Below are 12,063 nucleotides of genomic sequence, written 5' to 3'. Positions count from 1 at the left end.
TCAGTCAGACTCCTGGTATACAAGCGGTTCAAGACTTTTCTGCACCACTAAGCTTGACACCATTAATAGAACCTGTCCACAAATAAGATAATCCTAATAAATATATGGTGCTTCTAATAATGATGGCTCACCATAATAAGGAATTAAGTTAAAATCGATAGCAATTTACAGCTATTCATCACGCAGCGATCGCAGAAGTTTTCAGTCTACTGAAATTATGATTTTTGCTGAGTAATTTATTTCTTGGAAGTCCCCCTGTTAAGTAATCAAACAAAATTAATTACACAAATTAATATATAATTGAACTCAAAATTCACTTAAATAGCAATTAGGATTTAAATGATTTTTTTGAGAGAAATTAATCCACTTTCTTTGAAACTCCTGGAGCGCATCTATCGCCAAAGTCGATATCATCAAGTGCGCCAAAGAGCGCATTTCTTAATTTTAGCCTGCCAGGGAAGAGAGTTAGAAGAATTAATGACAATATTTAATGTGAGTTACAAGACAATATATAACTGGATAAATCGTTGGGAATTATCGGGAATGGTAGGGCTGTATAATAAACCAGGAAGAGGTAGAAAACGAATATTTAAGCCGGAACAAGAAGCAGAAATTAGAGAGTGGGCTAAACAAGAACCAAGACAATTAAAAAAGACGCTACAAAAAATTAAATCAGAATGGAATATTGAAGTTAGTACTGAAACCATTAAAAGAATATTGAAAAATTTTTATATGAGTTGGCATAGAATTCGACGAGATGTTGGAGGAGAGCCAGACCCTTTAGAATACAAGGAAAAATCAGCACAGTTAACAGAGTTTAAACGATTAGAAGATGAAGGTAAAATTAACTTATATTACTTAGATGAAACCGGATTCTGTCTGATTCCTTCTGTTCCTTATGGATGGCAAGATATCGGAGAATACTTAACTATTAATAGTCGCCGTAGTTCGCGCTTAAATGTTTTAGGAATCATGAGTCGAAATAATCACTTAGAAACTTATGTTTCAACTCAAAGTATTAATTCGGATGTCATTATTGCTTGCATTGATACCTTCTTTGCTCAGGTAGATAAACCTACCGTGATTGTTGTTGATCAATCCTCTATTCATACCAGTGGTATGATTCTTGACAAAATTGAAGAATGGTCAGAACGTGGTATTACCATCTTCCAATTACCCTCTTATTCACCTGAATTAAATTTGATTGAAATTTTGTGGCGGTTCATTAAGTATCAATGGATTGAAATTGATGCTTACAAAAATTGGCAACCTTTTGTAGAATCTGTGGAAAAAATTCTTCGAGAGTTTGGTAAAAACTATGTAATTAATTTTGTTTAGCTACTTATTCTCGATAACACATCAAGGTAACACGGGTTAGGAAAATGACCTCCCATGTAACCAACTGAAGTTGATACTACTCCTTTAACCCTACGAAATGCTGCTTCTACACCCCAGAAGCAGCCAGCCCCAAATGTTGCTTTCTCCATAGGTCTTTTGCATTCCTAGTTTTTACTATTAAGTTATGTAACAATTCTAGCGTGTGCAAAAAGCACAGCAGGCGATCACCTGTTATCCTTACTTATCTATCCAGTAGCGTAAGCAGCTATTTTCTAATATTTTTGTGACCCTCATGAATTTGATAGAAATATTGGAATTATTGACTTATAACCCAAAATTGAAGCGTGTTTTAGGTCTTAATTAGTGTGAAAAAATGTTCGATATCAGCTTGGCATCATGCCATTATTACTCCGGGGAGCAACATCCGTATTACCCAAATTTGTCAGATGCAAATATCGACATCGGGATAATTTCTAGCAATAAGAACCCACGTCTTCACCGCAGACATCAGCCAGGTAACAAAGGGCGCGAAACCGCAGACCAATTACTTGTTCATACAAGGGATTGAGTTTACACAAAGGGGGAATATGAGCAATTTTTTGACCAAATAAGTAAATATCTCGCGCAAATGGACACTGCACTGGAATAAATCTACACAGAAGGTGGGCCAGTTGAGGATTATCTATTTCAATGCCATTCAGCCAGATGCGAATTGGTTGAAGAATATCGAAATTATCAACTTTAGACCAGGTAATTTTCAACATTTGTTTGTATCTATGAACTACTGTTAAGCAGTTTATAGATAATTTTCCAAAATGTAAACAAGATTTAAATATAAGTATTTTTTATGTTTAATCAGCTTAACTTATGCTATTTGTTGCATCAATCAATACCTTTGCCAAAATAAGAGGGTGAAAAAATTTTGGCAAAAATGGCAAAATAAGCACAGTTTTAGTTTGCAAAAGTCAATTTTCTGGTGCTGATTGTTTAGACTGCGCGAGTCATAATCACAAACTTTTCGCCACTACCAGTTTTGGCAAACTCTTCTAACTGCTCAAAACCTAACTTCTGCCACACACGTTGGTCCCGTTTAATAAACTCTCGTTATTGATATCAAATTCTCAAGGTTATTCCTATCAGTAGATGAACTGAAATCTTTACTAAATAAACTATTGAAGCAGGGCGATCTAGTTAGTCATTAAGTGGCATCGTCAGATAAAAAACAAAGTATTTACTATGTTGCGATTTAAATGCCAATTAGCTTATTTTACAGTTTTTTAATCAGAATAATAATTAAATGATGATGGTGGCTTTGCTAGTGATTGGCTTAGTTAATTTTATTGGTGTGGTAATTAAATCCTTGAATTTTTAGGCGTTGCATAATCTCAGGAGTATAGCTCTATGTCTCTGCGTGAATATAAACCCGGAAATACTTTCCCTGGTGTAATAGGACGGACAGTTGATAACTCCAGTCCGGCTTGGCCAGAACCTTTACGAGCGAAAGAAGGCTTCCCAAACGTGTTATTTATCGTCTTTGATGATACAGGCTTTGGGCAATTTGGGTGCTACGGCAGTCCCATCAACACACCCAACCTAGACTCACTAGCTGCCAATGGCTTGCGCTATAACAATTTACACACGACGGCTTTGTGTTCACCCACCCGCTCTTGTCTTCTCACTGGGCGCAATCATCATTCCAACGCTATGGCCTGCATTACAGAAGGGTCTACTGGTTATCCCGGTAGCAATGGGAACATTCCCTTTGAGAATGGGTTTCTCTCAGAGATATTACTACACAAAGGCTATAACACCTATGCGATCGGCAAATGGCATTTAACCCCCGCCGACCAAATATCTGCGGCTGGACCCTATGACCGTTGGCCTCTCGGTCGTGGTTTTGAACGTTTTTATGGCTTTCTCGGCGGAGAAACTCACCAGTATTATCCAGATTTGGTTTATGATAACCACACCGTTCAGCCAGAAAAGACCCCCGCTCAAGGCTATCATTTGACCCCAGACTTAGTAGACAAGGCAATTAGCTTTATTGCTGATGCCAAGCAGGTTGCCCCCAACAAACCCTTTTTCATGTATTTCTGTCCTGGGGCGATGCACGCCCCTCATCATGTGCCGAAAGAATGGGCTGATGCCTACGCTGGACAATTTGATGATGGTTGGGAAGCTTACAGGGACAAGGTTTTTGCTCGTCAGCAGCAAATGGGCATTGTCCCCGCTAACGCAGAACTATCGCGTCATGACCCCGATGTTGCATACTGGGATTCTCTCTCAACAGCAGAAAAACGGCTTTATGCCCGAATGATGGAAGTCTTTGCGGGATTTCTCACCCATACTGACTATCATATCGGTCGCTTACTCGATTTCCTCAAAACTATTGGCGAGTTCGATAATACTCTAATTATGGTTATCTCAGACAACGGAGCAAGTTCTGAAGGTGGCCCAACCGGTTCGGTTAATGAAAATCTATTTTTTAACAATGTGCCAGAGTCTTTAGAAGAAAACCTCAAAGCATTAGATAAACTGGGCAGTCCAGAAACTTTCAACCATTATGCTTGGGGCTGGACTTGGGCAGGAAATACGCCTTTTCGTCGCTGGAAACGGGAAACTTATCGGGGTGGAATTAGTGACCCCTTGATAGTTCATTGGACTCAAGGTATCAAGACAAAAGGCGAAATCCGTACTCAGTATGCCCACGCCATTGACTTAGTACCAACGGTACTTGACCTACTAGAAATTGAACCACCAACAACCATTAGGGGTGTCAGCCAATCCCCCATTGAAGGTGTCAGCTTTGCCCATACTTTTCATGATAGTGATGCGCCCACTAAACACCTGACCCAGTATTTTGAGATGATGGGACATCGTTCGCTTTACCATGATGGCTGGCGGGCTGTTTGTCCTTGGCCTGGGCCTTCATTTACAGAAGCAGATGGGTTTTTTGGTGCGCCTATCTCAGCGGAAATTCTGACAGAGTTAGATACTCATCATTGGGAACTGTATCACCTTGCTCAGGATTTTGCCGAAAATCACAACATTGCTACAGACAACCGCCCCAAGTTGATTGAGATGATTGCCACTTGGTATGTAGAGGCGGGTAAATACAATGTATTACCTGTGGATGGCAGGGGTGTACAACGATTAGCACAAGAACGTCCTCAGATTGCTGTCAATCGTAACCTCTATACTTACTATCCTGATACTCAGCCAATACCAGCCAATTGTGCTGTCCAGTTGCTCAATCGTTCCCACAGTATTACAGCAGATGTAGAAATTCCTACAGGTGGCGCACAAGGAGTATTACTTGCTCACGGTGGTAATGATAGTGGCTACTCCTTCTATGTCAAAGATGCCAAACTGCACTGGGTTCATAATTATGTCGCGCGATCGCTCTACCATGTCGAGTCTGAGTCATTGATATCGGAGGGTCGGCACCAGTTGCGTTTTGAGTTTGAAGTGACGGGTCAGCCAGATTTAGCGATGGGGAAAGGAGCGCCAGGTCACGCCCAACTTTATATCGATGGAAAATTAGTTGGGCAAGCGAATGTCCCTGTAACTACTCCCTTAGCACTAGGTCTCACCAGTGGTGTTACCTGTGGCATAGCCCCTGGTGCGCCTGTAACACTCGATTATGAACCGCCCTTCAAGTTTACGGGCAAGATTCATAGCGTCATAGTCGATGTTAGTGGAGAGTTGATTCACGACCGTGAAGCCGAAATGCGTGTCATCATGGCACGTCAGTAGCAACAAGTTGAAACATGTTTTACAGCCTCGACTGTGCAAGAAGGGTGCGAGGTATTACCTCGCATTAATTAAACACCATTAATTTTTGGCTGTGCAATTTCGTCCAGGTTTGCGTGTTTAAACTGGAACCACTTCAACTGGCTGACTCAAAGCTAGTTCCTCTATCAAATTTTTGTACAAGCTTGCTGTGTGAGGAGACGGTTGTTTTTATACACCTCTAAAGTTCCAGACTGTGGGTTATCTAACGTGCCATCCCATACCCAATATTCATAAATTCCATTCCGAAACTTATACACTCGAACACCTTCTGTTGCTTGGTTAGTTCCTTTACCCAAACTTAAATTACCGTTGGCACTGGTTGCGCGATAAAGCAGTTCACCGTTCGTATAATTCTGCCAAATATTGATGTTGTACCCACCCTGGCATTGTGTACTCAGGATGATGCCAGCAGTAGAATCAGCAGAAGCTCTTAAGGAAAAATTAGCTAAGATACTGATTGGCAGAGCCAGGAAGAACGCAAATGTTTTCATGAGTGTTGTAAAATTAATGAGTTTGACATTACTCGATTGCCACTACAATGCTGTTTCAAAAACGCCAAGGTGCGATCACCTTTTGGGCGGGCGCTTTGCGCCATCGCGTGCTAATTCTGCGACTTATTTGTGATCGACTGAACTAAGTGCTTCATTGATTAAAGGTGCAATGATAGCGATATTTTTCACCAACTCATCCGAGAGAGAAAATCGCTGTTTTAAGTAATTAGGATCGTTGTAACTCACCCATACCTTGCCGTCAGTCGCTTCCCATGCCAGTACTTTCAGGGGTAAATCCAGGGCGATCATTGGTTGTGCCACGAATGGCGCTAAGAAAACCTGAGACTCTTGCTGTGTCTGGGTGTAGGGGTTTAGGGGTGTGGGGTGTAGGGGAGAAGAGTTGATTTATAATGGGTTTTCAGTTCTTTCCCTTACACCCCACACCCTTACCCCCTTACACCCTAAAAGCCAGCTATATTAAGGGTTTGCACTTAACTTAGTGCCATTCGGTTGTGCCACCATGAGGGAAGAGGCAGAGCCTCCCAGCCTGGGCAAGGGCTGTGTCTTAACGAGCGTGCCATTCGATTTAGACTCTAATGTTCAGAATTTACTTGCCATGTAATCACAATGAGTTCTGTAGGTATCAAGACAAGTAATAGCATCGAAAACGCTCCTAAAATGGCTTCCATCGTCCAGTTCTGACTCTGAACATCCTTGATTATCCAAACAATATTGAATCCCATCACCAACCAGGGTAGAATTACAGATGAATTCCGTCTGCGATAAAAGCGGATCGTCGTCTCGCGCCAAAATGGGAAGGTGCTGAGGAGACAAACAATGTAGGAGTTTCCTGCACTAACGAACAAGCTTGTTTGAAGACTCGAAGGCAGGTTCCGGTACCCAAGCGCAATCACCGTCAAACAAACTCCGAGCGCAAGATACAGGAAAGTAAACAAAGTAAATCGTTTCATTTTTTCTCTTTCCAATAAAGCTTATTCTCTGTACCACACACGCACACATTGAAAGCAATTGATTGCAAGACCCTGACTGATCATCACTGGGTGGAAAGCATTACTGGTCGTCACTCCGTAGACATCATCACTTGTGCCTTCAATCCGATCGGGTAGAACAACAGTTTCAACATTGATCACCTGTATCGTTGTACTTTCGATCCACTGATTTACAGTACTAACAACATCAGAGAAGGATTCGTAATCGGAAGCTCCGCCGAAGGGCCCCCGCTCAGTAATCCGAGGCGCAAAATCTTTGCACTGAATCATTTGATTTACCACCTTAAAACTGTAGAGTTGAGCATCAATTCAAGTAGTGGGCATCGCCCACCATTTTCAAAACCTTTCTTTTTAAAACCTTTCACAGTAAGGCTTTGTGGTCAGTGATAGCCCTATGAGATCTATTCCAAAACTTAAGCCAACCTTGCCAGTAAACCGCTAAGAACAGAGGTAAAAGCATGAAAGCTGATATGAGCTAACATTGCAGCCTCTAGCGAATATTGCCAAAAGAGCCAGCCAAACGCGATTCCCACAATCCCATTCAGTAACAACGCCCGAATAATCACAACTGGAGTGAGGGGATTGATAGAGTTTATAACTTCTCTATTTGTTTACCTCCACATTTTAATATTTAATTAATTGCTTGGCATATACTGATTAATGCGCTCTAGCCAAGTTTGGTTTTCTTCAATTGTGAGAATAATTCGTTGTAAAGATTCATCTTTGAGTTCTAAAGTTAAATAATTTTGGTCTTTTGTTACGTACCAAAATTCTTTACCTCTGCTACTGTAGTAAGTTCCTGCTTTAATTATTCCAGGAATAACAAGACCAGGGTTACGAATTTCTGTCCAACTACTTTCTGGTTGAGCAGTCGAAACTCCTGCGATATGATTGAGAGGAATTACAAAAGTTTTACTGAAATTGACTGCTAATAATTGCTCATACCATTCCCATTTAATTTGTAAGTTTTCATTACTCAAATTGAGATTCATTTGTTTTCCTCATTAATCTTTTGGGGACTAAATAATGTAAGTTTTCCAAGAATTACTGAATGAGGCTTATGTCTTGGTTCGCAACTCGAATACTAATGGTTCTTGGCTAATAGAAGAAATTATTGCTCCATCCCTACTATGTGGTATTGATGCCATTTGTTGATTTGTGAGGATAATATCTTGACGTGCAACAGTTATCCAAGCACAACCTGATAATACTTGCACTTCATCTATGAATTGTGGAATGCGAAAAGATTGATTATCTTTCAGAGTGAGTAGTATCGGCAATGATAAATGTTCTGTGGGTCTAAGCATTTCAGTGAGTTTCATTGCACAAATGTATTTTTTAGGTATAATCTAAATTTACAAGATACTAAATCATTAAAGCTTCCTCCATTAGATTCACCCAAATAGGTGATATAGCAGGTAGCAGGGAACAATAATCAAGATTTATTGCTTATATCTAAGCTCATAGTTAATAGGAGAAAATTAGTGTTTTCATCTAAACGTTCTCCTGTCAAAATAAAACCGCATTTTTTGTAAAATTGTTGAGCCTGGTAATTCTTTTGATAAACCTCTACCAAGAAACGGCCTTTAATAGTTGATTTAGCGTATTCGATTAGCTGAGTTCCGTATCCTTTGCCTTGGCTTTTTGGAGATATAAATAAACCACCAACTAAGTTATCTAACAAAGCAATAAAACCGACGATACATTTATCTTCCTGTCTCGTTGATGGCTATCTTGCTGATGACGACAAGCGATCGCAGCATTTGTTTCAGAAATACTATCGTTCATTAGGTCTCGCATACACAGCCGGATTGATTCTCCAGCCATTACAGGGTTTGATAACTGCACAGCACTTCCTATTACCCCCAAAAGTAATACAGATATACAAGTATAATTTCTCCGGTTTAGCTGCATAATTTTTCTCCAAGTTAAAGATATCGTAATAATTCGTAATTCAGAAAGACATTTTCTCGTCTACCAAAAGGTTTTACGTTCTAGAAAATAATTAGCTTCCATCTGACGTAAATGCTCAACAACTTGATTTTGCTGCATCCTAGTTTCATGATGATCAAGATGCTGTTCATTAAATTTGGATGCGGTGTTCCGTCGCCAAAGAGGGTTGAGTTTTAATTTCTAGAATGGTAAAACTAACTAGACTAGGTTTTTTATTATTGGAATAGGACGTAAATAGGGAAACCAAAATTCCCAACAATAACGAATTTATTAGGTTTAGATGTTTACTCTAGCTAGTTTTACTACTCTAGTTTAATTTAGGTTTAATGAAGAGAATGTGCATAAATTTCAACGCCTGTTTGAATTTCATGTCTGAATCATAAAGGCAGGCATTAAAGGTAAACTTCCCACAATTGACTCACTTGATTGTGGGAATCGATTGAGTGAGATAACCAGATGGCTCAATCCACCGACAGGTTAACCCGATTGGGTGAAGTTGATAAAGCTTTGTAAATAATAAAATTAAACTTACTAATTACTAAATATTATGCAAAACAAGATAATAAAATTAAAATTAATTTTGGATGAATGCAATATAGCAGTTTTCGACCTAGTGAGGTACATTTTTAAAGCCACTAACTTTGGTAAATAGAATTTGATTGTATTCATTTATTTAGGAAAAACTATATAAGTAATTTTCAAATTTAAATAATTTTTTATAGATAAAAATTACCCACTTTTTCTAATGAAAATAATTGTGAGTCAAATTTTAAATCAGTTCAAAAGTAAGAAAAAATCTTCTCTTGCCATCATTTCGTCAGAATTTTGGACATGGCGACAGCAATTTTTTTTAAATCGAATTCAATTACTGGCTTGGGTGTTTCTGATTGTTTTAATCATGGTGCTAATTTTAAATGTAACTATTACAATTCCTAGCTTGAATGCTTCTGGTGACACAAAACTGGCTTTTAGTGCAGAGCGAACGCGTGAGTATTTAAAAGTTGCAGTCTGTCAAATTTTAGGTGCAGGGATTTATTTGTTATTAGCTAAATCTTATATATTTCAAAAGTTTCCAGAAAAGATGTTTTTGCTGTTGAGTGGATTGGTATTGATGCCGTCTCAATTCATCGCCACTCTAAAAGGACAAGCCAGCTTTGATGCAAATATGTGGATTTTGTTTTATGCGATTCAAGCTATTTTGATTCCGGTAAATTGGCGAGCGCATCTCATCTCACAAGTAACTGTGATTGGATATTGTGCCATCACCTTAATGATTGGTTGGCGTGACCCACACACAATTGTCTCTGTTGCATACACTGTAGGTATATTTTATACAATACTGATTTGTTCTGTAGCTGATATTGGGGTATTTTTATATGAGCGATCGCTGCAACGTGAATTTGAATTACGTCAACAGATCCGGGTTTTTCTCCATGCTGTCTCTCATGATTTACGCAATCCGGTAATTGGGATGGTGATGACTCTCAAAACTTTTTGGCATCCTGAGCAACACACAGCACAAATTCCCCAAGAATTACTTCATCAAATCATAGAAAGTGGAGATAGACAAGTTGCTTTAATTAACTCTCTATTAGAAACCCACGAAACCGAAGTACATGGGATTGTGCTACATCAGCAACCCGTAAAACTACATGAGCTAGTGCAATCCGTAATCACAGATTTGCAACCCTTTATTCAGCAAGCAAACACCACAGTCATATATAAAATTCCCACGAATTTACCCTTTGTCAAGGCTGATGCCCTACATCTGCGGCGGGTATATGAAAACTTAATTTTGAATGCCTTACGCTATAACCGAGCGGGAATCAGGCTGACATTGGACGCAGTTGAAGAAAATCTCAAGCACCAAATCTGTTGTACTGTTCAAGATAATGGAATTGGGATGACACAACAACAGGGCGATCGCTTGTTTGAACTCTACACTCGTGGACCAAATAATCGTCAATCCCTCGGTTTAGGATTAGGTCTTTATATCTGTCGGCAAATTGTCACAGCTCATGGCGGAAAGATTGGTGTGAGCAGCAGTCCAGGAACCGGTGCTACTTTTTGGTTCACCCTGCCTATCTAAAAGTGTTTTACGACATTAAACCGGTTCGCAGAGCTACTACAGCCGCTTGCACCCGGTCATTCACTAACAACTTATTCATAATGCCGCGAACATGGGTTTTAATCGTATTCTCACTCAGGTATAATTTTTTAGCTATTTCTGGATTGCTGTAACCTTCAACACCCTAGCTTAGTACCTCTAATTCCCGTTCTGACAATGTTCCAGGGGGAATAGACTGGGTAGTTTTGCCACTAGGTGCAGTGCGTTTGAGTTGATCAACCACGGTTTTTGCTACTTGTGCATCCAAATAAGTAGCTCCTTGATGAACCACATCAATTACTTTGACTAACTGCTCTGCACTAGTTCCTTTGACACAATAGCCATCAGCACCGCTTGAAAGTGCTGCCACTACCTCCGTTTGCGAGGTATGGGAAGTGAGCATGACAATTTTCACATCAGGTAAAACTTTTTTAACTTCTTGTGTAGCCGCAATTCCATCCATGTGTGGCATTCCCACATCCATTACTATTACATCAGGCTGGAGAGCGATCGCCATCTCTACACCCAAATATCCGTCCTCTGCTATACCCACAATTTCCAATTGAGGATAGGTAGAGAGTGTATGTTTTAACCCAATCCGCATCATTGGGTCATCTTCAACAATCAGAATTTGCAGCTTTAGTCGCTTGAGTTCCTCACTCATAGATGCTTTCGTTCATCCTCTTAGTCATCATGTCAAATTGTAGCGATAACACCTACAAATTATTTATTTCACTACATTTAAACACTTGATGGATGCTTTGATAAATAATCAATCACTAAGCCATCCATAAGCTGAAGGGTATACAGCGTAAGGATTGCGGAGGGGCAGGGGTGCAGGGGTAAGGTGCATTTTCGATATTCACAAGAGGAAAAGGTTAAGGATATGTGATTCCGAGTAAGCGCACTGAAGGATGGTTTTACTTCAAACTGGGACAACCACCAAAAGGCGAAATTCAAAAAGTTGTGTTGTGTAAATCACCCATTGAGGTACTTTCATTGGCTAGTCTGTCCATCATTGAAAAGCAAGGAAATCCAGAGCGAACAATGTACATGGCAGTCGATAGCCATAAGAGTCTGCCCGTGGATTTTCTCAGCACTATTCCCCATGTAGAAGTTGCCCATCCCAATGATGAGTTTGACACTGGAACGGTGCGAATCATCATGGAACAGTTACATCATGCCCAGCGAGTTAAACCCAAAGGTAAAGACTGGAATGACACGCTGTGTACTTGGAAGAAGAAGCAAAAGCAAAAAGGGCCAGAACTGGAACTTTGAAAAAAAATAATCAGATTCGGCGGAATTATCCTTCCTATCGTTAGAGTCGATGGGCGGTATTATCCGCCGCACCTCTCTGTTCAATCTGGGC

Annotated in this window: 11 protein-coding genes and 2 pseudogenes; 4 read left to right on the top strand and 9 right to left on the bottom strand. The window is 40.0% G+C overall.

Annotation, left to right across the window (positions count from 1 at the left end; all coding sequences use genetic code 11):
- Window positions 1-339 precede the first annotated feature (339 nt).
- Window positions 340-1,338, top strand: coding sequence for an IS630 family transposase (locus ACM0OS_RS26190; protein ID WP_414546101.1), 999 nt, complete (start codon window positions 340-342; stop codon window positions 1,336-1,338).
- 2 nt (window positions 1,339-1,340) lie between these two features.
- On the opposite strand, the pseudogene ACM0OS_RS26185 reads toward ACM0OS_RS26190, so the two are convergent.
- Together ACM0OS_RS26185 and ACM0OS_RS26180 are read right to left on the bottom strand one after the other, a co-directional pair.
- Window positions 1,341-1,487, bottom strand: a pseudogene (locus ACM0OS_RS26185) (peptide-methionine (S)-S-oxide reductase); the annotation flags it as partial.
- 324 nt (window positions 1,488-1,811) lie between these two features.
- Window positions 1,812-2,102 (bottom strand): Mo-dependent nitrogenase C-terminal domain-containing protein, encoded by a 291-nt coding sequence (locus ACM0OS_RS26180; protein WP_414546100.1) that lies wholly within the window; start codon window positions 2,100-2,102, stop codon window positions 1,812-1,814.
- A 637-nt stretch (window positions 2,103-2,739) separates the two neighbouring features.
- Between ACM0OS_RS26180 and ACM0OS_RS26175 the strand changes: the two genes are divergently transcribed.
- Entirely contained in the window at window positions 2,740-5,094 is a 2,355-nt protein-coding gene (locus ACM0OS_RS26175) for an arylsulfatase (protein ID WP_414546099.1), read from the top strand.
- Window positions 5,095-5,258: 164 nt separating this feature from the next.
- On the opposite strand, the gene ACM0OS_RS26170 is transcribed toward ACM0OS_RS26175, so the two are convergent.
- The 6 genes from ACM0OS_RS26170 to ACM0OS_RS26145 all read right to left on the bottom strand — a co-directional run bounded on the left by ACM0OS_RS26170 (window position 5,259) and on the right by ACM0OS_RS26145 (window position 8,548).
- Window positions 5,259-5,624, bottom strand: coding sequence for a hypothetical protein (locus ACM0OS_RS26170; RefSeq protein WP_414544980.1), 366 nt, complete (start codon window positions 5,622-5,624; stop codon window positions 5,259-5,261).
- A 123-nt stretch (window positions 5,625-5,747) separates the two neighbouring features.
- Window positions 5,748-5,945 (bottom strand): DUF302 domain-containing protein, encoded by a 198-nt coding sequence (locus ACM0OS_RS26165; protein WP_414546098.1) that lies wholly within the window; start codon window positions 5,943-5,945, stop codon window positions 5,748-5,750.
- A gap of 1,324 nt (window positions 5,946-7,269) precedes the next feature.
- Window positions 7,270-7,626 carry a hypothetical protein gene (locus ACM0OS_RS26160; RefSeq protein ID WP_414546097.1) on the bottom strand — a complete coding sequence of 119 codons (357 nt, stop codon included), beginning with the start codon at window positions 7,624-7,626 and terminating at the stop codon, window positions 7,270-7,272.
- Between the two features lie 66 nt (window positions 7,627-7,692).
- Window positions 7,693-7,941: a hypothetical protein gene (locus ACM0OS_RS26155; RefSeq protein WP_414546096.1), complete on the bottom strand. Its 249-nt coding sequence runs from the start codon at window positions 7,939-7,941 to the stop codon at window positions 7,693-7,695.
- Between the two features lie 128 nt (window positions 7,942-8,069).
- Complete coding sequence (locus ACM0OS_RS26150) at window positions 8,070-8,318, bottom strand: GNAT family N-acetyltransferase (RefSeq protein WP_414546095.1); 249 nt, start codon at window positions 8,316-8,318, stop codon at window positions 8,070-8,072.
- Entirely contained in the window at window positions 8,312-8,548 is a 237-nt protein-coding gene (locus ACM0OS_RS26145) for a hypothetical protein (RefSeq protein WP_414546093.1), read from the bottom strand. The genes ACM0OS_RS26150 and ACM0OS_RS26145 overlap by 7 nt, the downstream gene beginning before the upstream one ends.
- A 796-nt stretch (window positions 8,549-9,344) precedes the next feature.
- Here ACM0OS_RS26145 and ACM0OS_RS26140 point away from each other — a divergent pair.
- Window positions 9,345-10,676 (top strand): sensor histidine kinase, encoded by a 1,332-nt coding sequence (locus ACM0OS_RS26140; protein WP_414546092.1) that lies wholly within the window; start codon window positions 9,345-9,347, stop codon window positions 10,674-10,676.
- Window positions 10,677-10,683: 7 nt separating this feature from the next.
- On the opposite strand, the pseudogene ACM0OS_RS26135 reads toward ACM0OS_RS26140, so the two are convergent.
- Window positions 10,684-11,358: pseudogene (locus tag ACM0OS_RS26135) on the bottom strand (response regulator).
- Between the two features lie 224 nt (window positions 11,359-11,582).
- Between ACM0OS_RS26135 and ACM0OS_RS26130 the strand changes: the two are divergent.
- Window positions 11,583-11,972: a hypothetical protein gene (locus tag ACM0OS_RS26130; protein ID WP_414546091.1), complete on the top strand. Its 390-nt coding sequence runs from the start codon at window positions 11,583-11,585 to the stop codon at window positions 11,970-11,972.
- Window positions 11,973-12,063 lie beyond the last annotated feature (91 nt).

It is taken from the genome of Nostoc sp. CCY0012 (assembly GCF_963920855.1).
GTDB lineage: Bacteria > Cyanobacteriota > Cyanobacteriia > Cyanobacteriales > Nostocaceae > Cyanocohniella.
This window is presented reverse-complemented; position numbering and strand designations above follow the sequence as displayed.

What these genes read in the sequence shown, in the direction of transcription:
- ACM0OS_RS26190 (WP_414546101.1), top strand. Translation starts at nt 340, where the DNA reads ATGATTTTTTTGAGAGAAATTAATCCACTTTCTTTGAAACTCCTGGAG.
- ACM0OS_RS26180 (WP_414546100.1), bottom strand. Translation starts at nt 2,102, where the DNA reads ATGTTGAAAATTACCTGGTCTAAAGTTGATAATTTCGATATTCTTCAA.
- ACM0OS_RS26175 (WP_414546099.1), top strand. Translation starts at nt 2,740, where the DNA reads ATGTCTCTGCGTGAATATAAACCCGGAAATACTTTCCCTGGTGTAATA.
- ACM0OS_RS26170 (WP_414544980.1), bottom strand. Translation starts at nt 5,624, where the DNA reads ATGAAAACATTTGCGTTCTTCCTGGCTCTGCCAATCAGTATCTTAGCT.
- ACM0OS_RS26160 (WP_414546097.1), bottom strand. Translation starts at nt 7,626, where the DNA reads ATGAATCTCAATTTGAGTAATGAAAACTTACAAATTAAATGGGAATGG.
- ACM0OS_RS26155 (WP_414546096.1), bottom strand. Translation starts at nt 7,941, where the DNA reads ATGCTTAGACCCACAGAACATTTATCATTGCCGATACTACTCACTCTG.
- ACM0OS_RS26145 (WP_414546093.1), bottom strand. Translation starts at nt 8,548, where the DNA reads ATGCAGCTAAACCGGAGAAATTATACTTGTATATCTGTATTACTTTTG.